Source organism: Ramlibacter sp. (assembly GCF_035554825.1).
GTDB lineage: Bacteria > Pseudomonadota > Gammaproteobacteria > Burkholderiales > Burkholderiaceae_C > Ramlibacter.
In genome coordinates, this window is the sequence record NZ_DATMHS010000077.1 from 1 (window position 1) to 21,330 (window position 21,330).

At 68.9% G+C, this 21,330-nt stretch carries 17 protein-coding genes and 1 tRNA gene; 8 read left to right on the plus strand and 10 right to left on the minus strand.

Going from position 1 to position 21,330, the window contains the following annotated elements:
• Window positions 1–109 precede the first annotated feature (109 nt).
• The gene (locus tag VNT59_RS09335) at window positions 110–1,534 is read left to right on the plus strand and encodes a DEAD/DEAH box helicase (protein WP_325498061.1); all 1,425 of its coding nucleotides are present in this window, start codon (window positions 110–112) and stop codon (window positions 1,532–1,534) included.
• A 24-nt stretch (window positions 1,535–1,558) separates the two neighbouring features.
• Here the strand turns inward: VNT59_RS09335 and VNT59_RS09340 are convergent, their stop codons facing one another.
• On the minus strand, window positions 1,559–2,392 hold the full coding sequence (locus VNT59_RS09340) for a symmetrical bis(5'-nucleosyl)-tetraphosphatase (RefSeq protein ID WP_325498062.1): 834 nt from the start codon (window positions 2,390–2,392) through the stop codon (window positions 1,559–1,561).
• A 24-nt stretch (window positions 2,393–2,416) separates the two neighbouring features.
• On the opposite strand from VNT59_RS09340, the gene VNT59_RS09345 reads away from it, so the two are divergent.
• Window positions 2,417–3,733 carry a hemolysin family protein gene (locus tag VNT59_RS09345; protein WP_325498063.1) on the plus strand — a complete coding sequence of 439 codons (1,317 nt, stop codon included), beginning with the start codon at window positions 2,417–2,419 and terminating at the stop codon, window positions 3,731–3,733.
• On the opposite strand, the gene VNT59_RS09350 is transcribed toward VNT59_RS09345, so the two are convergent.
• Together VNT59_RS09350 and VNT59_RS09355 are read right to left on the minus strand one after the other, a co-directional pair.
• Entirely contained in the window at window positions 3,730–4,053 is a 324-nt protein-coding gene (locus VNT59_RS09350; RefSeq protein ID WP_325498064.1) for a hypothetical protein, read from the minus strand. The genes VNT59_RS09345 and VNT59_RS09350 overlap by 4 nt on opposite strands.
• Before the next feature lie 302 nt (window positions 4,054–4,355).
• Window positions 4,356–4,431 (minus strand) — tRNA-Thr (locus VNT59_RS09355).
• Window positions 4,432–4,669: 238 nt separating this feature from the next.
• Between VNT59_RS09355 and VNT59_RS09360 the strand changes: the two genes are divergently transcribed.
• The 6 genes from VNT59_RS09360 (at window position 4,670) to VNT59_RS09385 (ending at window position 12,652) form a co-directional block, all read left to right on the plus strand.
• A complete protein-coding gene (locus VNT59_RS09360; protein WP_414708372.1) occupies window positions 4,670–5,542 on the plus strand; it encodes a MotA/TolQ/ExbB proton channel family protein in 873 nt (290 codons plus the stop codon).
• Between the two features lie 21 nt (window positions 5,543–5,563).
• Window positions 5,564–5,995, plus strand: coding sequence for a biopolymer transporter ExbD (locus VNT59_RS09365; protein WP_325498065.1), 432 nt, complete (start codon window positions 5,564–5,566; stop codon window positions 5,993–5,995).
• A 38-nt stretch (window positions 5,996–6,033) separates the two neighbouring features.
• Entirely contained in the window at window positions 6,034–6,459 is a 426-nt protein-coding gene (locus tag VNT59_RS09370; RefSeq protein ID WP_325498066.1) for a biopolymer transporter ExbD, read from the plus strand.
• Window positions 6,456–7,115 carry an energy transducer TonB gene (locus VNT59_RS09375; protein WP_325498067.1) on the plus strand — a complete coding sequence of 220 codons (660 nt, stop codon included), beginning with the start codon at window positions 6,456–6,458 and terminating at the stop codon, window positions 7,113–7,115. Before VNT59_RS09370 ends, VNT59_RS09375 begins: the two co-directional genes overlap by 4 nt.
• A 213-nt stretch (window positions 7,116–7,328) precedes the next feature.
• Entirely contained in the window at window positions 7,329–10,253 is a 2,925-nt protein-coding gene (locus VNT59_RS09380; protein ID WP_325498068.1) for a TonB-dependent receptor, read from the plus strand.
• A gap of 173 nt (window positions 10,254–10,426) precedes the next feature.
• Window positions 10,427–12,652 carry an ATP-binding protein gene (locus VNT59_RS09385; protein ID WP_325498069.1) on the plus strand — a complete coding sequence of 742 codons (2,226 nt, stop codon included), beginning with the start codon at window positions 10,427–10,429 and terminating at the stop codon, window positions 12,650–12,652.
• Here the strand turns inward: VNT59_RS09385 and VNT59_RS09390 are convergent.
• The 7 genes from VNT59_RS09390 to VNT59_RS09420 all read right to left on the minus strand — a co-directional run bounded on the left by VNT59_RS09390 (window position 12,649) and on the right by VNT59_RS09420 (window position 21,328).
• Entirely contained in the window at window positions 12,649–13,920 is a 1,272-nt protein-coding gene (locus VNT59_RS09390; RefSeq protein WP_325498070.1) for an MFS transporter, read from the minus strand. The genes VNT59_RS09385 and VNT59_RS09390 overlap by 4 nt on opposite strands.
• A 37-nt stretch (window positions 13,921–13,957) precedes the next feature.
• The gene (locus tag VNT59_RS09395) at window positions 13,958–14,971 is read right to left on the minus strand and encodes an oligopeptide/dipeptide ABC transporter ATP-binding protein (RefSeq protein WP_325498071.1); all 1,014 of its coding nucleotides are present in this window, start codon (window positions 14,969–14,971) and stop codon (window positions 13,958–13,960) included.
• Complete coding sequence (locus VNT59_RS09400) at window positions 14,968–15,987, minus strand: oligopeptide/dipeptide ABC transporter ATP-binding protein (protein ID WP_325498072.1); 1,020 nt, start codon at window positions 15,985–15,987, stop codon at window positions 14,968–14,970. Before VNT59_RS09400 ends, VNT59_RS09395 begins: the two co-directional genes overlap by 4 nt.
• Complete coding sequence (locus VNT59_RS09405; RefSeq protein ID WP_325498073.1) at window positions 15,984–16,901, minus strand: ABC transporter permease; 918 nt, start codon at window positions 16,899–16,901, stop codon at window positions 15,984–15,986. The genes VNT59_RS09400 and VNT59_RS09405 overlap by 4 nt, the downstream gene beginning before the upstream one ends.
• Window positions 16,902–16,906: 5 nt before the next feature.
• The gene (gene oppB / locus VNT59_RS09410) at window positions 16,907–17,827 is read right to left on the minus strand and encodes an oligopeptide ABC transporter permease OppB (RefSeq protein WP_325498074.1); all 921 of its coding nucleotides are present in this window, start codon (window positions 17,825–17,827) and stop codon (window positions 16,907–16,909) included.
• Between the two features lie 64 nt (window positions 17,828–17,891).
• Window positions 17,892–19,502, minus strand: coding sequence for a peptide ABC transporter substrate-binding protein (locus VNT59_RS09415; RefSeq protein ID WP_325498075.1), 1,611 nt, complete (start codon window positions 19,500–19,502; stop codon window positions 17,892–17,894).
• 14 nt (window positions 19,503–19,516) lie between these two features.
• The gene (locus tag VNT59_RS09420; RefSeq protein WP_325498076.1) at window positions 19,517–21,328 is read right to left on the minus strand and encodes an ABC transporter substrate-binding protein; all 1,812 of its coding nucleotides are present in this window, start codon (window positions 21,326–21,328) and stop codon (window positions 19,517–19,519) included.
• Between the last annotated feature and the right edge of the window lie 2 nt (window positions 21,329–21,330).

Genomic DNA, 21,330 nt, shown 5'->3' on the forward strand with positions numbered 1-21,330 from the left:
TAGCCTCTGACGGCGTGGGGGTCGGGGCGCCGCCGCCGGCCATGACCGCGGCAGCGCTGCAGGGGCGCGCCCGTCGGGGGTTTTTCCGCCGTGGGACAATACGCGGTTGATGCCTAGTTCGTTCAAGACCCTCCAGCTGGCCGAGCCGCTGGCCCGCGCCGTGGCCGAGATGGGCTACGAGCAGATGACCCCGATCCAGGCGCAGGCCATTCCCGTGGTTCTCACGGGCAAGGATGTGATGGGGGCCGCCCAGACGGGCACCGGCAAGACCGCCGCGTTCGCGCTGCCCCTGCTGCAGCGGCTGATGAAGCACGAGAACACGTCGACCTCGCCGGCGCGGCACCCGGTGCGCGCGCTGGTGCTGCTGCCCACGCGCGAGCTGGCCGACCAGGTCGCGCAGCAGATCAAGCTCTATGCCAAGCACACCAGCCTGCGCAGCACGGTGGTGTTCGGCGGCATCGACATGAAGCCGCAGACGGCCGAATTGAAGAAGGGCGTCGAGGTGCTGGTGGCGACGCCGGGGCGGCTGCTCGATCACATCGAGGCCAAGAACGCCGTCCTGAACCAGGTGGAGTACGTGGTGCTGGACGAGGCCGACCGGATGCTCGACATCGGCTTCCTGCCGGACCTGCAGCGCATCCTGTCGTTCCTGCCCAAGCAGCGCACGACGCTGTTGTTCTCGGCGACGTTCTCGCCCGAGATCAAGCGGCTCGCCAACAGCTACCTCAACGACCCGGTCACCATCGAGGTGGCGCGGCCGAACCAGGAGGCCTCGACGGTGGAGCAGCACTTCTACCGGGTCGAGGACGACGACAAGCGGCGCGCGCTCAAGCAGATCATTCGCCAGCGCGGCCTGTCGCAGGCGTTCGTGTTCGTCAACAGCAAGCTCGGCTGCGCGCGGCTGGCGCGTTCGCTGGAGCGCGACGGCCTGAACACGACGGCGCTGCACGGCGACAAGAGCCAGGACGAGCGGCTCAAGTCGCTGGACGCCTTCAAGCAGGCCAAGGTGGACCTGCTGGTGGCCACCGACGTGGCGGCCCGCGGCCTGGACATCAAGGACGTGCCGGCGGTCTTCAACTTCGACGTGCCGTTCAACGCCGAGGACTATGTGCACCGCATCGGCCGCACCGGTCGCGCCGGCGCGACCGGCCTGGCCGTGACCTTCGTCTCCGGCAGCGACACCCGGCTGGTGGCCGACATCGAGAAGCTGCTCAAACGCAAGATCGAGCTCGAGCCGATCGAATTCGAGGACGACCGGCCGCGCGGCCGCATCAACGACGGCCGCCGCACCTGGCGCGAGGCCGGCGAGCTGGGCGATCCGCGTGATGCGCTGGACGGTCGGCGCGAGGCCGGCCGCCGCGACTACCGGCCGCCGGCGCCGCCGAAGGACCCGTTCTTCGACCAGCCGTACCAGCCGCCGGCGACCGCCGCCGCGCCGAGCTGGGAGGCGGCCGCGCCGCCGGCCAACGCCAGCCGGGTCTCGTCGAACATCAAGCCGAAGCGCAAGGTGGCGGCGCTGTTCAAGGCGGGGTGACGGCAGCGGAGGCGCGGCCAGCGCTCACTCGCCTGGCACCCGCGCCTGCTCGCACTGGACCTGGATCAACTCGTGCCGGCCTTCGGCGCGATCGAGCCGCAGCGCGCTGAGGCAGCCGCCCCAGACGCAGCCCGTGTCCAGCGCGATGATGTCCGGCCGGCGCAGGAATCCCAGCGTCGACCAGTGACCGAACGCGATCGTGGCCGTGGCGGTGCGCCGGCCCGGCACGTCGAACCACGGCAGCGTGCCCGGCGGCGCCTCGCGCAGGCCGCCCGAGGCGCGCAGTTCCATCACGCCGTCCGGCGTGCAAAAGCGCAGCCGCGTGAGCGCATTGACGATCACGCGCAGGCGCTGCGCGCCGGCCAGCGCGTCGTCCCAGCGATCCGGCTGGTTGCCGTACATCCGCGACAGGAAGTCCACCAGCTGCGGGCCGCGCAGCACGGCTTCCACCTCGCCGGCGAGCGCCAGCGTCTGCGCCACGTCCCACTGCGGCAGCACGCCGCCGTGCACCATCAGCAGCCCGTGCGCCTGCACGGCCAGGCGCTGGCAGCGCAGCCACTCCAGCATCGCCTCGCGGTCCGGCGCCAGCAGCACCTCGTCCAGCGTGTCGTTGCGATGCGGCGGCCGCTGGCCATGCGCGATGGCCAGCAGGCTCAGGTCGTGGTTGCCCAGCAGCGACGTGGCCGCCGCTGCGTAGCCCATGACCCGGCGCAGGACGGCCGACGAGGCCGGACCGCGGTTGACCAGGTCGCCCAGCAGGTACAGGTGGTCCCGGCTGGGCGAAAAGTCGAGCTTGTCCAGCAGCCGCTGCAGCGCCGTATCGCAGCCCTGCACATCCCCGATCAAGTAAAGTGCCATGGTGTTCGATTCTCTCCTTGATCCATGGAAATCCTGCTGATCGCGCTGCTGACGGTGCTGAACGGGATTTTCGCGATGTCGGAGATGGCGCTGGCCTCGAGCCGCAAGGCGCGGCTCGCGGCGCTGGCGGAGGCGGGCGACCACGGCGCCGGCGCGGCGCTCAAGCTGATGGAGCAGCCGACCCGCTTCCTGTCGACCGTGCAGGTCGGCATCACCTCGATCGGCATGCTCAATGGCATCGTGGGCGAGGCCGCCTTCAGCGAGTCGCTGGGAAAGTGGCTGCAAAGCGTCGGCATCGGCGCGCGTCCCTCGTCCTATCTCGCCACCGCCATCGTCGTCACGGCGATCACCTACGTCACGATCATCTTCGGCGAGCTCGTGCCCAAGCGGATCGGGCAGATCTATCCGGAAGCGGTGTCGCGCTGGCTGGCGCGGCCCATGGGCTGGCTGGCGCGCGCCGCCGGGCCTTTCGTCAAGCTGCTGTCGGCCTCGACGGTGGCCGTGCTGAAGGTGCTGCCGATCGACCTCACCCGCGCCCGCGGCATGACCGAGGAGGAGATCGCGCACAGCCTGGAGGAGGGTGTGGACGCCGGCGTGATCGAGGAGCACGAACACCAGATGGTGCAGAACGTGTTCCACCTCGACGACCGGCCGCTCACGTCGATGATGGTGCCGCGCGCCGAGATCCGCTGGCTCGATGCCGGCCTGAGCACCGGCGAGTGCCTGCGCCAGGTGGGCCGCGACGGCGCCCACTCCTGGTATCCGGTGTGCCGCGGCTCGCTCGACGACGTGGTCGGGGTGGTCAGCGTCGCGCGGCTGCTGGCGCTGGGCGCCGAGGACGCGTCGCGCGTCGAGTCGCTGGCGTCGCCCGCGGTGTTCGTGCCCGAGACGCTTTCCGGCATGGAGCTGCTGGAGCAGTTCCGGCAGAAGTCGGGGCGGATGGTGTTCGTGGTCGACGAGTACGGCGTCGTGCAGGGTGTGATGACGCCGCACGACCTGCTGGAGGCGATCACCGGCGAGCTGCAGCCCAGTGCCCAGGCCGACGCCTGGGCCCGGCGCCTGGAGGATGGCGCCTGGGAACTCGATGGCACGATGCCGATCTCGGAGCTGAAGTCGCGCCTGGACATCCGCGACCTGCCCGAAGAGGAGCGGGGCCGCTACAACACGGTCGCGGGCTTGCTGATGTCGGTCTCGGGCAGCCTGCCGGCGGCGGGGGAGCGCATCGAGTGCGGCGAGTGGCAGTTCGAGGTGGTGGCGCTGGAAGGCAAGCGCATCGACCGGGTGCTGGCCCGGCAGCTGGCGGCGACCGAGCCGGCCGACGGCCGCGAGGCCCGCGCCTAGGCGGCCTTGAAGGTGGCGGTGTCGATCACCTCGACGTCGCCGCGGCGCACCAGCAGTGTCAGCAGCTGGTCGATCTGCGCGAGTTCCAGCTTGGTGTGGGTCGACATCCAGCGCCGGGTCACCGGCCGGTGGCTCATCATCGACAGCACGCGGTAGATGTCGGCGGTGCGGCTGGCGCTCGGCAGGTCGGGCCAGTGCTTGAGCCGGTACACCATGCCGTCGTCCGCCGGCGGTTCCACCTCCGCCCGGGAAGGCAGCCAGGAGCGCGCAGCGAACGCGGGCGTGCGGCGGGCCCAGTGAAAGAGCGTGGCGACGGACATGGAAGTGAAGAAACTGCTTGTGCGCAGTCTTGCCCGTGCGCCGCGCCCACGCTTCCGTCATTCGCCTCGGCGGGATAAGGCGTTTTCCTATGGGCGGAGGGGCTCCGCGGCGGCGCCGGCCAGGGCAAACCCGGGCTCCGGCGCGAGTGGACGTGCTCCCGTGGCCCGCGGCCTCAAGACGATTCGGTTCCGACGAAGGCGGGTGCGATCGAGGGTTCGGCCGGTCGGCCGAAAATCCGAGGAGCTACGCGCCAGCGCCGTAGAAAAGCCCCCTGACCGTGACAGCCAGGGGGCTTTGTGAGTGGTGCCGGAGAGATGATTCGAACACCCGACCTTCTCATTACGAATGAGCTGCTCTACCGACTGAGCTACACCGGCATTTTCGTGAAGCAGCGATTATAGCGTCGAGTCGCGAGCCGGTCCGGCGGGCGCAGGGACCGCGGCCGCGCGCCGGTATTTGACACTTCAACGGTATACCTGATCCGGCGCCCTTGCGCCTCGGTGGTAATCCCCCTCGGTTACAAAAAATCCCGAACTTATACTCGTCTGTTGCGTCGCGGTGCCACAAGCAGCGCGCATACAACCACCTTCTGCATCGACACACAAAGGATTCATCTTGCAGATCCCTCTCAAGGCCTCCCTCCTCCGCGCCGCCGCCGCCGTCCTCCTGCCGGCTGCCTTCGTGCTGGGCGCCGTGTCGGCCCAGGCGCAGACGCCTGCTGCCCCCGCGGCCAGTGCCGCAGCGGCCCCCGCCCCCGTATCCGCCACCCCCGCGCCGGCCGCCCCCGCGCCCGCCGCTCCCGCCGCCAAGAAGAACGGCGACAGCGTCGAGAACCCGTACGGCCTTGAGGCGCTCTGGAAGGGCTCCGACAACATCGCGCGCGGCGTCCTGATCCTGCTCGCGATCATGAGCGTGGGCAGCTGGTACATCATGATCACCAAGCTGCTGGAGCAGGCGAAGATGCAGCGCCACGCCCGCACGATGGACGAGAAGTTCTGGGCCGCGCCCTCGGTCAGCGCCGGCGCGAACAGCCTCGAGAAGAACAGCGCGTATCGCTTCATCGCCGAGAGCGGCGTGCAGGCGACCAGCGACCACGGCGGCCTCAAGAGCCATATCCCGATGGCCGAGTGGATTCCCATGAGCATCACCAGCGCGGTCGACCGGGTGCACGCCACGACCCAGGGCGGCCTGGCATTCCTGGCCACCGTCGGTTCCACCTCGCCGTTCGTCGGCCTGTTCGGCACCGTGTGGGGGATCTATCACGCGCTGACGGCGATCGGCATCTCCGGCCAGGCTTCCATCGACAAGGTGGCCGGCCCCGTGGGCGAGGCGCTGATCATGACGGCCATCGGCCTGGCGGTGGCGATCCCCGCGGTGCTCGGCTACAACTGGCTGGCCCGCCGCAACAAGGCGGTGATGGACGAAGTGCGCGAGTTCAGCGATGAACTCAATGCGGTGATTCTCGGCTCGGCCGGGAAGGCCGCGTAAGCGGCCGGCAAGGAGACCGCCATGGCCATGGCCGTCGGCCCGTCCAGCGGGGACGAGGACGAAGTCATCTCCAACATCAACACCACGCCCCTGGTGGACGTGATGCTGGTGCTGCTGATCATCTTCCTGATCACGATTCCGGTCGTCACCACGTCGATCCCGCTCCAGCTGCCGAAGGAGCGGGTCGAGGTGCGCGAGACCAAGCCCGAGAACATCATCATTTCGGTCGACAAGACCGGCGGCATCTTCTGGTACGACGCCAGGGTCGCCAACGCCGACGCCCTGGTGGTGAAGCTCAAGGCCGTCTCCCAGATGAAGCCGCAGCCCGAAGTGCAGATCCGGGGCGACCTGAGCGCCCGCTACGACGGCATCGGCCGCGTCATGTACGCGTGCCAGCGGGCCGGCATCACCAAGGTCGCCTTCATCACCGAACCGCCGCCACTGGGCGGCTGAAGCCCCGCGGGGCGAAGCTAAGTACAAGGAAGACGCACATGGGCCTCAAATCCCGGCGTTTTGGCAAGGGCGATCCCGAAGTGATGATGGACATCAACACCACGCCCCTCATCGACGTGATGCTGGTGCTGCTCGTCATGCTGATCATCACCATCCCGATCCAGCTGCACGCCGTCAACCTGGAAATGCCGGTCGGCGTGCCGCCCGACAACCTGATCAAGCCCGAGAAGGTGCAGATCGACATCGACGAAAAGAGCGTCGTCTACTGGCAGGGCCTGCCGGTCAGCGCCGAGGAGCTCGATCAGAAGATGAGCCTGGTCGCGCAGCAGCCGGTGCCGCCGGAAATCCACCTGCGGCCCAACAAGCTGTGCCAGTACGCGGTGTTCGCCAACGTGCTGTCCACCACCAAGCGCAAGGGCCTGAACAAGGTCGCCGTGATCGGCAGCGAGCAGTTCGTCCAATGAGCACCGCCATCCAACGCCGCCGCTATCGCGGCAACGACCCGAAGCGCAAGGCTGTCGGCTGGGGCGTCGTCGTGGGGGTGCATGCCCTCATCGGCTGGGCCCTGATCAGCGGCACCGCCCGCAAGGGCCTGGAGCTGATCAAGAAGCCGATGGAAGCGGCCGTGATCCAGGAAGTGATCATCCCGCCGCCGCCCCCGCCGCCGCCCAAGAAGATCGAACCGCCCAAACCGGTCGCGCCCAAGGTGGTGGCCCCGCCGCCGCCGTACGTGCCGCCGCCCGAGGTGGCGCCCCCGCCGTCACCGTCCGCGGTGGCGGTGCAGTCGGTGCCGACCCCGCCGCTGACCGCGCCGGTGATCGCGCCGCCCCCGCCGCCCGCGCCGCCGGCGGCGCCGCCGGGCCCGGCCCGCCAGGACATGGGCGTGGCCTGCCCGACGCAGGTCAAGCCCGAGATGCCGCGCAAGGCATTGCGCGAGGGCACCGAGGGCATCGTGAAGGCGCAGGCCCTGATCCGCGACGGCGCCGTCAAGCAGGTGACGATCCTGTCCGGTCCGCGCGTCTATCACGAGGCGGTGCGCGACGCCATGATGCAGTACCGCTGCGTCAGCGGCGCCGGCGACGTGCTGGCGACGCAGGAATTCGTATTCAAGATCGAATGACCGCGCCCCGGCCGATGCTTCAGGTCTGATGTATTTGGACAACAAAGGGGCTCGGGCCGGGTTTCGCCGGGGTGACGCGGTGTCACCGCTTGTGTAGAAATGCACACTGCACGAGGGAGGCGGTTTTCCGTTGCTGGCCGCCGACCCTGCCAATTGCCGGGTCAAGCAGTAACGCCGGGCCTGAATAACCAGCAACCGCCCTGGAGAAGAACCTTGAACAAAGACAGACACAAGTTCAGGCACACGGTCATCTTCCGTGCCCTGATCGCCGCGACCTGCGGCACCGCCTCGATGATGATGGCCCATCAGGCCATGGCCCAGCAGAGCTCTTCGTCCCTCGGCCGGGTCGAGATCACCGGCTCGAACATCAAGCGCACCGACGCCGAGACCGCCTCGCCGGTGCAGGTGATCACCAAGCAGGAGATCGACCAGTCGGGCAAGGGCACCGTCGCCGAATACCTGCAGACGCTGACCGCCGACGCCCAGGGTTCCGTTCCGTTCACGTATGGCCGCGGCTTCTCCGGCGCCACGTCTTCGGGCATCTCCCTGCGCGGCCTGGGCGCCAACGCCACCCTGGTCCTGATCAACGGCCGCCGCGTCTCGTCCGCCGTGCTGGCCGACGATGCGCAGCGCACCTACGTCGACCTGAACCAGATCCCGCTGGAAGCCGTCGAGCGCGTCGAAGTGCTGAAGGACGGCGCCTCGTCGATCTACGGCTCGGACGCCGTGGCCGGCGTGGTCAACATCATCCTGAAGAAGAACTTCGTGGGCACGGTCGTCAAGGCCACCTACGGCGTGTCGCAGGAAGGCGACGGCAACGAGCCGCGCATCGCCATCACCCATGGCATGGGCGACCTGGACAAGAACGGCTGGAACCTGCTGCTGAACGCCGAGTTCGGCAAGAAGGACCCGATCTACTACCGTGACCGCGACGGCCGCGGTCCGGTGGGCGTGTCGGCCATCGGCCAGGGCTGGGGCTTCAACCCGAACACCGGCCCGACCAACAACATCCCGCGTGCGGGCGGCAACGGCTGGATCCCGACGGCCAACAATGCCGCCGGCCGGATCAACAACAGCGCCGCGCCGTCGTTCATCGGCAACGTTCGCAACCCCAGCACGCTGAACTACTACAGCCGCGGCGACGCCGCCGGCGTGGGCTTCACCCGCACCTTCCCGGGCGCGCAGGCCTACTGCAACGCCAACGCCAACCTGCCGCAGAACAACCCGGCCGGCGGTTGCCTGAGCGACGTGTGGCGCCAGGTGGGCCAGATCCAGCCCGAGCACCAGACGTCCAACTTCTTCGGTCGCTTCACCAAGCAGATCAACGCGAACATGGAAGCGTTCGCGGAAGTCGGCTACTACACCTCCGAGTCGCGCGTCACCGGCCTGCCGCTGGCGCCGAGCGGCGGTTTCTTCACGCCCGAAGGCAACGTGATCTCCCGGACCGCGGTCGCCCAGCTCGGCGCCACGCACCCGGACAACCCGTACTTCGGCACCGCCGCGCGCCTGCAGTACAACCCCGTGTTCGACCTGGGCCCCGGCGTCGTCAGCTCCAAGAGCCACTCCACGCGACTGGTCGCCGGCCTGAAGGGCACGGTCGCCGCGTGGGACTACGACACCGCGATCCACTACTCGGAAGCCAAGCAGACCGACACGTCGGAGAACCGGATCAACTGGCGCGTCGCCGACGCCCTGCTGAACCCGACCGCCGCCAACGTCGCTGCCGCACGCGCCTTCAGCCCCGCCTATGCGGCGCTGCCGGCCGGCACCTTCTGGCGCATCGGCGAGAACGCCTCGCTGAACTCGCCCGAGATGTACCGCGCCCTGCTGCAGAACCAGGAACGCAGCGGCTTCTCGCGCACCTACGGGGCCGACCTGAAGGTGTCGCGCGAGCTGGGCAAGCTCGACGGCGGCCCGATCGGCGTCGCGTTCGGCCTGGAAGCTCGCCACGAGGCGAACAGCCTGCCGCTGTACACCGGCCTGGGCAACTTCATCGGCCTGTCGCTCACCACCTACAGCGGCGATCGCAACATCGTCGCCACGTACGGCGAAGTGCTGCTGCCGGTCACCAAGAAGCTGGAGCTGAACGGCGCGCTGCGCTATGACCGCTACTCGGACGCCGGCAACTCGGTGACCCCGAAGATCGGCGCCAAGTTCAAGGCCCTGCCCAACCTGGCGCTGCGCGGCACCTTCGCCGAAGGCTTCCGCGCCCCGTCCTCGACCGAGAACAGCGCTTCGTCGATGGCTGCCTTCGGTGGCGCCACGGTGGACGACAACGCCCGTTGCGCCGCCGGCGTGCCGGATGCGCTGTGCAAGGGCGTGGCCCCCACGTTCGTCCAGCGCGGCAACCCCAGCCTGGAGCCGGAAAAGTCCAAGAGCTGGACCCTGGGCGCGGTGTGGGACATCACGCCCAAGACGAGCCTGACCGTGGACGCCTGGCAGATCAAGCGCCGCGGCCTGCCGGTGATCGAGGATCCGCAAGCCGCCGTCGACGCCGGCCGCGTGACGCGCGACCCGGCCACCGCGGTCACCCCCGGTGACCCGGGTGCGATCCTGTCCGGCTTCGTGGTGTTCCAGAACTCCGCCGAAAGCCTGACCCGCGGTATCGACCTGGAAGCGCGCCATCGTTGGGACCTGGGCAACGGCTACGGCCGCTTCACCACCGGCCTGACCTGGACCCACCTGCTGACGCAGCGCGTGACCGAAGCGAGCGGCACCGTTCATGACTACGCTGGCACCCATGGTGACTGCAACATCACGAACTGCATCGGCTCGCCGCGCGACCGCATCCAGCTGACCGGCACCTGGGAAATGGGCGCCTGGCGTCTTGGCGCGAACGTCAACTACCGTGGCAGCATGTCCAACAAGTTCGAGAAGGCCGACACTTCCTGCGCCCAGACGCTGGCGGACGGCACGGACTTCCCCGGCGGCTGCAAGGTGAAGGCGTTCACGACCCTGGACCTGTCGGCGGCGTGGAAATTCCGCCAGAACACCGAGATCTTCGGTTCGATCCAGAACGTGTTCGACAACAAGCCGCCGGCTGACTTCGAAACCTACGGCGCGATCGGCTACAACCCGCTGGACTACTCCGGCGCGATCGGCCGCTTCTTCCGCATCGGCATCCGCCACAAGTTCTGATCGGCACAGCGGCGTTCGCCGCTGTCCCCAGACACGAAACCACCGCTTCGGCGGTGGTTTTTTTTTCGTCGCTCCGAGCCGTTGCGGTGCCGTCCCGGGCAACGCCTGCGGCTGCGGGCCGGAACAGCCCGCATCGTGCAGATTGGCCATTTCCGGGGGCGCGCCGTGTCTTTTTGCGCGCGCCCGTCGATCGAACGCGACAACGCGACGCGCGCCTTTGCGATTTGTCAGGCCCCGGCAGGCGACCCCGGCTACAAATGCATTCGTTTCACCATTCGCCACGCGAGATCGACCGGATGTCGAAGTTTGTGCGCTCCGTCGCTCTCCTCCTGCTGTTCGCGGCTGCCGGTCCCCTGCTCGCGGCACCGACGGTGCGGGTCGCCGTCTTCAACAATCCGCCGCTGATCACCTATGACGTGAAGGCAGGCCATGCCGGCGGCATCTTCATGGAGGTGCTGCACGACACGGCGGCGCACGAAGGCTGGGATGTCCGATACGTGCCCGGCACCTATGCGCAGGGACTCCAGCGGCTCGAGGCGGGCGAGGTCGACATCATGCCGGCGACGCCCTATGCACGGGCGCGCGAGGACGCGCTGACGTTCACCCGCGAGACGCTGGCGACCTCGTGGGGCCGCATCTACGTGAAGCGCTCCAGCACCATCGGGACCGTCCAGGGCCTGGCCGGCAAGAAGGTTGCGCTGATCAAGGGGAGCATCCTGCAGCGAACCCTGTTGCAGCGAACGTCGGAAGGCGGCTCGGCCGCGCAACTGATCGAATACGACGACGTGGCCGATGGTTTCCGGGCGGTGGCGGCGGGCCGCGCCGATGCCGTCCTGTGCAATGGCTTTTCGGGAGCCATTTACGCGCGCGACCTGGGGCTGCGGGCCACCCCGGTCCTGCTGGCGCCCTACGGCTTCCGCTATGCCGGCAAGCGCGATCCGGCCGCCGAACGCCTGCTCGACGCACTCGACGTTCACCTGCTGCTGCTCAAGACCGACCCGAGCTCGTTTTACTACCAGGCACTGCAAAAGCTCGAAAGAAGCGACGCGCGCGACGCCCGGGTGCCGGGGTGGGTCTCCTGGGGCGCGGCGGGGGCGCTGCTCATCGTCGCGCTCCTGCTCGGCTGGGTCCTGACCGTGCGGCGGGCGGCGGCGCGCATCGCGGCCAGCGAACGCGAACTGCGCCGGACCCACGAAGACCTGGACCGGATCACCGACAACTCGCTGCACCTGATCGCCGTGTTCGACGCGGATTTCAGCGTCCGCCGCGTCAGCCGCGCGTGCGAGAAGCTGCTCGGGTTCCGGCCGGAGGAACTGGTCGGCAAGAGCGTTCTGGACTGGGTCCCGCCCGAACGCAGACCGACAGCGCGCAGCCTGCTCGAGGAGGTTCGCGCCGGCACGCCACTGGAAGGGCACGAGATCCAGCTGCTGCGCGCGGACGGCAAGGTGACGCCCGCGCTCCTGTCGCTCGTGTGGTCCGACACGGTCCAGGAATTCTATGCAATCGCGCACGACGACACCCAGCGGCACGAGCTGATCGAGCGGTTGCAGCGCCGCACCAGGCAGCTGCAGGCGGCCAATCGCGATCTCCAGACCTTCGCCCAGAGCGTGTCGCATGATCTGAGGGCGCCTGCCGCCGCCGTGGTCGGCTTCGTGGGCAAGGTCCTCAAGGACGAGGGGGCGACGCTCCAGGATCGCTCGCGCCAGTTGCTCAGGCGGGCGCACGCGGCCAGCCGGCGCATGGACACCACCATCGCCTCGCTCCTGCGCCTGGCCCGGGTGACCGAGGGTGGCGTCCAACGGCGGGTGTGCGACGTGACGGCGATGTGCCTCGACGTGGTCGCCGCGCTGCGCAACGTCGAGCCGGAGCGCGAGGTCACGGTGGAGATCCAGCCGGGAATGCGCGCGGTCGCCGACCGCGAGCTGTTGCGCCACGTCTTCGACAATCTGCTGGCGAACGCCTGGAAATTCACGTCCCGCCAACCATGCGCTCGCATCACGGTGGGGTGCGCCCATGACCCGGACGGTGCCGTGTTCTTCGTCCGGGACGACGGCGCCGGGTTCGACATGGAATACGCGCACAACCTGTTCGTTCCCTTCGGACGCCTGCACAGCGAGAACGAGTTCAGCGGGACCGGCATCGGCCTGTGCATCGCCCAGCGCGTCGTCGCCGCCCACGGCGGCCAGATCTGGGCCGAGGGCGCCCCGGGGGAAGGAGCGGTCTTCCGCCTGACCTTGGGCCAGCCGGGAATCCAACCGCCGGCAGGGCCCGTGGCCCCACCTCGCGTGGCGCCTGCGGACAGCGCGGCCGCGGGCGTGCACTGGTCGCCCACGCGGGTCGGCCGGCCGGTCAGCGGCGTGCCGCGCGACGCGAACGCTGCCGCAGGCGGGGGACGCTAGCTCGGACCGTGGCCCGCCGCCGGCAACTCCGGCAGGCGCCGCAGCGGGCGCAACAGCGTCCACCGCCAGCCGGCGAAGGCCAGGGCCAGGGCCCCGGCCCCGGCCGCCGCCAGGGCCCAGCGCAAGCCGAGGGTCTCGCCCAGCCAGCCGCCCAGCAATGCGCCGGGCAGGCCCGGCAGCAGGATCAGCCAGCGCATTGTGCTGGTCATGCGGCCCAGCAGGGGCTCGGGCGTCACCGCCTGCCGCAACGCCAGGAAGTTGATGAAGATGAGCACCGCGCCGGCACCGAAGCCCACCAGCATCAACACGAACGACGCGACGCCCCAGCGCCCGGCCGGCGCCAGCGCGAGCTGCAGCCAGCCGGCCCCGCACAGGGCCAGGCCGAGCAGCAGGCACGGACCCACGCCGAGGCGGCCGGAGAGCCGGTGGCCCAGGGCGCTGGCGGTGACCGTGCCCACGCCCACGCCGACATAGCACAGGCCGACCTGGCCCTCGGTGAGCGCCAGCTCGCGCGTGGCATACAGGATCTGCACCACCAGCGCCGCTTGATGGCTCATTTGCCAGATCCCCACCAGCAGCGCCATGACCAGCAGCAGCCGCTGGCTGCGCACGAAACGCAGGCCGTCGGCCAGCGCGCGCCAGAACGCGCGCGGCGCGGTCGCCGACGGGTTCTCGTGGACCTTCAGTCCGCGCAGGATGAAGACGCTCACCAGCAGCAGCAACGCGTCGGCCAGCAGCGCCAGCGGCGCGCCCGCCAGCCGGATCAGCGCGCCGGCGGCGCCCGGCCCGGCGACCTCGGCGGCCGAACTGGCGAGCGCGTTCTTGGCGTGCGCTTCGACCAGCCGGGCGCGCGGCACCACCTGCGTCAGCACGATCTGGGCGGCGCTGCCGGCGGTCACGAACACGCAGCCGATCACGAAGGCGACGCCGTACAGGTAGCCCATGTCGAGCACGCCGAGCGCCCATGCCGCCGGCACGCTGGCCAGCACCAGCGCGATCAGCAGTTCGCCCGTGACGTAGACCGGCAGCTTGCGCACGCGGTCCAGCCAGACGCCGGAGGGCAGCGAAAACAGCACGAAGGGCGCCAGTTCCATCGCCGTGAGGCGCCCCATCTGCGTCGGCGTGGCGTGCAGCAGCACCGCCGCGGTCAGCGGCAGCGCCAGCATCGTGATCTGTCCGCCGAAGCTGCTGATCAGGATCGAGGTCCACAACCGGCGGTACAGCCGCTCGCGCAGCAGGTCGCCGGCCGGCACCAGCCGGGCCAGCACGCGCCGCAGCGGCGCGGCGCGGCTCCGGGCGGCGCGTTCAGCCGGCGTGTCGAAGAGCGGCTCCTTCGGTGCCGGCGTAGAGCCAGCAGGCGGCCTGGGAGGGGCTGCCGGTCGCCAGCAGCGGCGGCACTTCGACCGGGCAGCGCGCGAACGCGTGCGGGCAGCGCGTGCGGAACACGCAGCCCGACGGCGGGTCGAGCGGCGACGGCAGGTCGCCCGAGAGCAGCTCGATCGACTTGGCCCGCTCGCGGCGCGGGTCGGCCAGCGGCACGGCCGACAGCAGCGCCCGCGTGTAGGGATGCTTGGGATCGGCGTACAGCGCCTGCTTGGGCGCGAGCTCCATGGTGCGCCCCAGGTACATCACCAGGATGCGCTGGCTCACGTGCTTGACCACGGCCAGGTCGTGGGCGATGAAGATCAGCGCCAGCTGCATTTCCTGCTGCAGGTCCTGCAGCAGGTTGATGACCTGGGCCTGGATCGAGACGTCGAGCGCCGACACCGGCTCGTCGCACACGATCAGGCGCGGCTTCAGGATCAGCGCGCGGGCGATCCCGATGCGTTGGCACTGGCCGCCGGAGAATTCGTGCGGATAGCGGTACAGGTGGGCCTCCGACAGGCCGACCTTGACCAGCATCTCCTTGACCCGGCGCAGCACCTCGGCTCCGGCCAGCTGGGGCTGGTGCGTGCGCAGCGGCTCGCCGATGATCTGCGCGATGTTCATCCGCGGATTGAGCGAGGCGAGCGGATCCTGGAACACCATCTGCACGTGGCGGCGCACCTGCTGCCAGCCCTCGGCACCCGCGCCGCGCATGTCCTGGCCCAGCCACGCGATCTGGCCCGAAGTGGCCGGAATCAGGTTGAGGAGGGCGCGCGCGAGGGTGGACTTGCCGCAACCGGACTCGCCGACGATCCCCAGCGTTTCGCCCGGCTGCAGATCGAAGCTGACGCCGTTCACCGCCTTGAGCGTGCGGTGCGCCGGAAAGAGCAGGCCTTCGCCGCGCACCTTGAAATGCACGTGCAGGTCGCGCACCGACAGCAGCGGGGCGGTCATGGCCGCACCCCCATGGCCTGCGCGGCGACCAGGCCGGCCTCCACATGGCAGGCCCGCAGCACGGCGCGGTCGTGCGCCGCCGCCGCCAGCGGCGGCCGTTCGGTGGCGCAGCGCGCCAGGACGAAGCCGCAGCGCTCGCTGAACGGGCAGCCGGCCGGCAGGTGCGCCATGTTGGGCGGCACGCCCGGAATGGCCACCAGGCGCTCGCCTTCGTGGTCGAGCCGGGGCACGGCGCCCAGCAGCCCCAGCGTGTACGGGTGGGTCGGGCGGTAGAAGATGCTTTCGGCGTTGCCGCGCTCCATGATGCGGCCGCCGTACAGCACCATCACCTCGTCGCACAGCCCGGCGACCACGCCCAGGTCGTGGGTGATCAGGATGATGGCGGTGCCGAAATCGCGCTGCAGGTCGCGCAGCAGCGCGATGATCTGGGCCTGCACCGTGACGTCCAGGGCCGTGGTCGGCTCGTCGGCGATCAGCACGTCCGGCTCGCACATCAGCGCCATCGCGATCATGATCCGCTGGCGCATGCCGCCCGAGAACTCGTGCGGATAGCGGCGGATGCGGCGGGCGGCATCGGGAATGCGCACGGCGTCGAGCGCCTCGATCGCGCGGGCGCGGGCCGCCGCGCGCGACATGCCCTTGTGCAGCTCCAGCACCTCGGTCATCTGCCGCTCGATCGTGAGGTACGGATTGAGCGACGTCATCGGGTCCTGGAAGATCATGGCCACCCGGTCGCCGCGAATGCGGTTGAGGGCGGCCGTCGGCATCGCCAGCAGGTCGTTGCCCTGGAACAGGGCGCGGCCGCTCGCGCGGCCATTGGCCGCCAGCAGTCCCATGAGGGACAACATGCTCTGGCTCTTGCCGGAACCGCTTTCGCCGACGATGCCCAGGGTCTGCCCGCGCTGGAGCTGGAACGACAGGCCGTTGACGGCGGTGACTTCCCCGTCCTCGGTCTTGAAGCGCACGCAGAGGTCGTCCACCTCGAGCAGTGCTCCGGTTGGCTGGCGGGACGTCATGCGAGGCGTTCCTTGGGGTCGAATGCGTCGCGCAGGCCGTCGCCGATGAAGTTGAAGCAGTAGAGGGTGACCGACAGCAGCGCGCCGGGGAACAGCAGCATCCAGGGCGCCACTTCCATCACCTTGGTGCCGTCCTCGATCAGCACGCCCCAGCTGGTCATCGGCTCCTGGATGCCCAGGCCGAGGAACGACAGCACGGACTCGGTCAGGATCACGGCCGGCACCGTGACCGTGGTGTAGATCACGACCACGCCCAGCAGGTTCGGCACCACGTGGGAGAAGATGATGCGGCGCGTGGGCACGCCGATCGAGCGCGCCGCCTCCACGAACTCCATGTTGCGCAGCGACAGCGTCTGGCCGCGCACCACGCGGGCCATGTCCATCCAGGAGAACGCGGTGATCGCGAGCACCACCAGGTAGAACTCGCGGCCGAGGATCGTCACCAGCAGGATCGCGATCAGCAGGTAGGGAATCGCGTACATCATGTCGACGATCCGCATCATGAAGCTGTCGACCTTGCCGCCGAGGAAGCCGGCCGTCGCGCCCCAGGCGATGCCGACGGCGACCGAGGCCAGCGTGGCGAGCAGGCCCACCATCAGCGAGATGCGCCCGCCGATCAGGCAGCGCACCAGCAAGTCGCGCCCGGATTCGTCGGTGCCCCACCAGTGCATGTTCTGCCAGGTGGGCGGCAGCTTCATCGCGTCCCAGTCGGCGGAGTCGAATTCGTGCGGCAGCAGGAACGGCCCGACGATGCAGGCCAGGGCGATGAGCAGCAGGGCGGCCAAGCTGACCACCGCCGCCCGGTTGCGCATGAAACGGGTGCGGGCGTCGCGCCAGGGGCTGCGGCCGGGTGCGGGCGCGGCGGCCTGCTGCAGCTGGTCCACGAGTTCGCGGCGGTTCTTGGCAAGGTGCATGGCGTTCAGTAGCGGATCTTGGGATCGAGCGCGGCATACGCGAGGTCGACCAGCAGATTGAGCAGCACCGCCAGCACGGTGATCAGCACCACCAGTCCCAGCACCAGCGTGTAGTCGCGGTTGCCGGCGCCGTTGACGATCAGCTTGCCCAGGCCCGGCAGAGAGAACACGGTCTCGGTCACCAGCGCGGCGGTGATCGAGGAGATCGCCAGCGGGCCGAGCACCGACACCACCGGCAGCAGCGCCGGCTTCAGCGCGTGGCGCAGCACGACGACGCGGGTCGGCAGCCCCTTGGCGCGGGCGGTGCGGATGAAGTTGCTGTGCAGCACCTCGATCAGGCTGCCGCGCATCACCCGGGCGATCGTGGCCACGTTGATGAACGTGAGCAGGGCCACCGGCATGATCATGAACTGCGGCGCGAAGGCGTCCCAGCCGCCGGCCGGCAGCCACTGCAGCCACAGCGCGAAGACCAGGATCAGCACCGGCCCGATCACGAACGAGGGCACCACGCTGCCCAGGTTGCCGATCAGCATCACGCCGTAGTCGGCGGCGCTGTTCTGCCGCAGCGCCGCGGCGACGCCCAGGCCGGTGCCGACCAGGAACGAGATCAGCAGCGACAGCCCGCCGATGGAGAGCGACACCGGCAGCGCGGCGGCGACGAGGTCATTGACGGACCAGTCCGCATAGCGGAAGGACGCGCCGAGGTCGCCGCGCAGCAGGTTGCCAAGGTAGAACAGGTACTGCTTCCAGGCCGGCTGGTCGAGGTGGTACTTGGCCTGCAGGTTGGCCAGCACCGCCTCGGAGACCTGCTTGTCGCTGTCGAACGGTCCGCCCGGCGCCGCGTGCACGAGGATGTAGCACACGGTGATGACGATCAGCAGCGTGGGAATCGTCGCCAGCAGGCGGCGCAGGGTATAGGACCACATACTCGGGCGGCGCGCCGGGGAGGGCGCGCGGGTTGCGGAACCGGAGAAAGCGCCTGGTGGGCGCTCAGTGCTTGATGATGTACAGGTCCTTGCTGCGGAACCGGTCCTGGGCGTTCAGCAGCGAATACCCGCCGACGTACGATTTTACCAGCCGGGGCAAGGAGTACTGCAGCAGGGGAACCATCGGGTAGTCGTCCATGATCATCTTGGTCGCCTGGGTCAGGAGCTGCTTGCGCTTGCCCTCGTCGTCGCTCTGTTCGGCCTGGTTGATCAGCTCCTCGGCCTTGCGGTTGCAGTTCAAATTCAGGTTCTGGTCCGAGTCGCAGCGCACCAGCGCCAGGAAGTTGCTGGCATCGTTGTAGTCGGCGATGAAGCCGTCGCGCGCGATCTCGAAGGCGCCGTCATGGCGCTTCTTGACCAGCACCTTGAACTCCATCGCTTCGAGCTCGATGTTGATGCCCAGCTTGGACTTCCATTCCGACTGGGCGAAGATCGCCATCTTCTTGTGGTATTCGCTGGTGTTGTAGGAGAAGGTGTACTTGGTGCCGGGCTTCACCCCCGCTTCGGCCAGCAGCTTCTTCGCCTCTTCGACCTTCCTGGCCATCGGCCAGTGCGCCCACTCGTACTCGGTCATGTCCGCGCCTTCCATGCCCTTGACGACCAGCCCGTAGGCCGGCAGCTGGCCGTCGGCGGTGACCTTCTGCGCCAGGATGTCGCGGTCGATCACCAGCGACAGGGCCTTGCGCACGCGCACGTCCTTCATCGCCGGGCTCTTGGTCTGCAGCGTGTAGTAGCGCAGCCCGAGCATCGGCGCATTGCGCACGTCCTTGGGGAACTGCTTCTTCGCCTGCTCGTAGGTGCCCGGCGGCAGCTGGTAGACCATCTCGTTCTGGCCGGCCGCGAACAACTTGACGTCGGCGTTGCCGTCCTCCACGCCCAGGTAGGTCACCCGCGTCAGCTGCACGTTCTTGGCGTCCCAGTACTGCGGGTTCTTCTCGATCACCACGCGGCTGTTGACCACCCATTCCTTGAGCACGAAGGCGCCGTTGCTCACCATGTTGCCGGGCTTGGTCCAGTCCCGGCCGAACTTCTCCACCGACGCCTGGTGCAGCGGGCCGAGGTTGTTGTTCGACATCAGCTGCGGCAGGAAGGAGGCCGGGAACGCGGTCTTCACTTCGACGGTGTACTTGTCCAGCGCCTTCACCCCGACTTCGGCCGGCGGCTTCTTGCCCATCGCCACTTCCTTGCCATTGAGCAGGAACACGCCGTAGGTGGTGGCGTACTTGGACGCGGTCTTCGGATCGAGGAAGCGCCGGATGCCGTAGACGCAGTCCTGCGCCGTGACCGGGTCGCCGTTGGACCACTTGGCGTTCTGGCGCAGCTTGAACACCCAGGTGGTCGCGTTGGTGCGCTTCCAGCTCTCGGCGACGCCGGGAATGATCTTGCCGTCGGCGTCGTTGGCCGTCAGGCCTTCGAACAGGTCGCGGGTGATGTTGTTGGAACCCACGGTCTCGGCCAGGGCCGGGTCCAGCGTTTCGGGCTCCGAGCCGTTGTTGCGGATCAGCGTCTGGGTGGGATGCAGCTGCACGCCCGGCGGGACGATCGCCGCGCCGGCGGGCAGGGCGAGCGCCAGCGCGATGGCGGCGGCGAGGCGGGAGGCGGTGATGTGCTTCATGGGCATCTCGGTTGTCATCGGGGCAGGCGCGCGGTGTCGATGTCGACGTAGCGCCAGAACTCGCGGGCGTTGGGATGGCGCTTGTAGCCGACCAGCCAGGGCTGCATCAGGTCGGTGCCGATCCGGTGCACCCGCACCTTCAGCGGCATGTAGGCCACCATGATGCGGACCGCGTCGCGGATCACGGCGTCGCGCTCCGGCCCGTCCGGCATCACGCTCTGCTTCTCGTACAGTTCGTCGAACTTCGCGTTCTTGAAGCGCGAGTGGTTCTGCTGCCCGATAGACTTGCTGTAGCCCAGTTCGAGCACGCCGCCGCTGTTCGGGGAGCTGGCCGAAAGGCCGTAGCCCCACATCATCAGCTTGCCGGCGCGCGAGGCCTTGAGCTGCTCGGGCCACTTGCCGATGCGGAAGTTGATCCTGATGCCGACCGCGTCCAGGTTCTTCTTGACGATCTCGTCCAGTTCGCGGTAGTCGGAGGTGCCCAGCGTGTCGTATTCGAGCACCAGGGGCGAACCGTCCGGCAGGTCGCGCCAGCCGTCGCCGTCCTTGTCGACGTAGCCGAACATGTCGAGCAGGGCGATGGCGCGGGCGCGGTCGAAGGTGCCCATCTCGGAGCGGAAGTTCGGATCGAAGCTGGAGGTGTTGGGCATCACGAAGCCCTGGGCCACCATCGCCTGGCCGCGCCGCGGCAGCCGCACTTCCTCCTCGCCGTTGTAGGCGAGCGCGATGGCGCGGCGCAGGGCCACCTTGTCGGGCGTGTAGCCGCCGACGACCGGGTGGTCCATGCGGAAATAGAACATGGTGATGTCCGACAGCGGCACCCGCTCCATCTGGATGCCGCGCTTGGCGAGGTTGGGCGCCAGCTGGTTGTTCGGGATGGCGTGCGTCGCGAAGTTCTGCGGCAGCCGCTCCATCAGGTCGTGCTCGTTGTTCAGGAACGACAGCCAGCGCGGCTGCGGCTCGTCGATGATCGAGACCACCACCTTGTCCAGCAGCGGCAGGCGCTTGCCCTTCATGCGCGCCGCGATCGCCTGCGACTGCGGGTCCTTCGGGTCGGGCTGCTCGTCGTAGAACTCGGCCCGGTAGTTCGGGTTGCGCACCAGCGTGATCTTGGACGAGCGCTGCCACTCGTGCAGCATGAAGGCGCCGGTGCCCACCGGGTGCTCCATGATCTGGTCGCCGTACTTCTCCACCACCTCGCGCGCCACGATGCCCAGGATCCCGGGGTCGGCCAGCGTGTTGACGAAGCGCGGCCGCGGCTGCGCCAGCTTGAACTGCACCGTGTAGCGGTCCAGCGCCCGCAGCCCCTCGATCTCGCGGTCGTAGTCGAACTTGCCGGTGTCCTGGGCCTGCTTGCGCAGTTCGTCGGCGCCCAGGATCTTCTCTTCCTCGAGGCCGCTGACGCTGGGGCTCTTGTTCTTGGGGTCGTAGATGCGCTTGAAGGTGTAGACCACGTCCTGGGCCGTCACCTCGCGCCTGCTGCCGCCGAAGGCCGCGTCGTCGGCGAACAGGATGCCGCGCCGCAGGGTCACGGTGAAGGTGCGGAAGTCGGGGGAGATCTTCGGCATGCCGTCCGCCAGGTTCGGCTTGATCCTGGCCGGGCGGGCGAGATAGTCGTAGCCGTACAACGCGTCGAAGATGTTCGCGGTGATGATGCGCGAATACAGGTCGGACAGCTGGGCCGGGTCGAACCCGGTTTCGGCGACGGGGAACGCGTAGCGCAGCACCTTTTCGGGCGGCTTGGCGGGCGTCTGGGCCATGGCGGGCGCGATAGCACCCCAGGCCAGGCACAGGCTGGTGGCCAGTGCCCAGTGGCTCTTGATCATTC

What these genes read in the sequence shown, in the direction of transcription:
- VNT59_RS09335 (WP_325498061.1), top strand. Translation starts at nt 110, where the DNA reads ATGCCTAGTTCGTTCAAGACCCTCCAGCTGGCCGAGCCGCTGGCCCGC.
- VNT59_RS09340 (WP_325498062.1), bottom strand. Translation starts at nt 2,392, where the DNA reads ATGGCACTTTACTTGATCGGGGATGTGCAGGGCTGCGATACGGCGCTG.
- VNT59_RS09345 (WP_325498063.1), top strand. Translation starts at nt 2,417, where the DNA reads ATGGAAATCCTGCTGATCGCGCTGCTGACGGTGCTGAACGGGATTTTC.
- VNT59_RS09350 (WP_325498064.1), bottom strand. Translation starts at nt 4,053, where the DNA reads ATGTCCGTCGCCACGCTCTTTCACTGGGCCCGCCGCACGCCCGCGTTC.
- VNT59_RS09365 (WP_325498065.1), top strand. Translation starts at nt 5,564, where the DNA reads ATGGCCATGGCCGTCGGCCCGTCCAGCGGGGACGAGGACGAAGTCATC.
- VNT59_RS09370 (WP_325498066.1), top strand. Translation starts at nt 6,034, where the DNA reads ATGGGCCTCAAATCCCGGCGTTTTGGCAAGGGCGATCCCGAAGTGATG.
- VNT59_RS09375 (WP_325498067.1), top strand. Translation starts at nt 6,456, where the DNA reads ATGAGCACCGCCATCCAACGCCGCCGCTATCGCGGCAACGACCCGAAG.
- VNT59_RS09395 (WP_325498071.1), bottom strand. Translation starts at nt 14,971, where the DNA reads ATGACCGCCCCGCTGCTGTCGGTGCGCGACCTGCACGTGCATTTCAAG.
- VNT59_RS09400 (WP_325498072.1), bottom strand. Translation starts at nt 15,987, where the DNA reads ATGACGTCCCGCCAGCCAACCGGAGCACTGCTCGAGGTGGACGACCTC.
- VNT59_RS09405 (WP_325498073.1), bottom strand. Translation starts at nt 16,901, where the DNA reads ATGCACCTTGCCAAGAACCGCCGCGAACTCGTGGACCAGCTGCAGCAG.
- oppB (WP_325498074.1), bottom strand. Translation starts at nt 17,827, where the DNA reads ATGTGGTCCTATACCCTGCGCCGCCTGCTGGCGACGATTCCCACGCTG.
- VNT59_RS09415 (WP_325498075.1), bottom strand. Translation starts at nt 19,502, where the DNA reads ATGAAGCACATCACCGCCTCCCGCCTCGCCGCCGCCATCGCGCTGGCG.
- VNT59_RS09420 (WP_325498076.1), bottom strand. Translation starts at nt 21,328, where the DNA reads ATGATCAAGAGCCACTGGGCACTGGCCACCAGCCTGTGCCTGGCCTGG.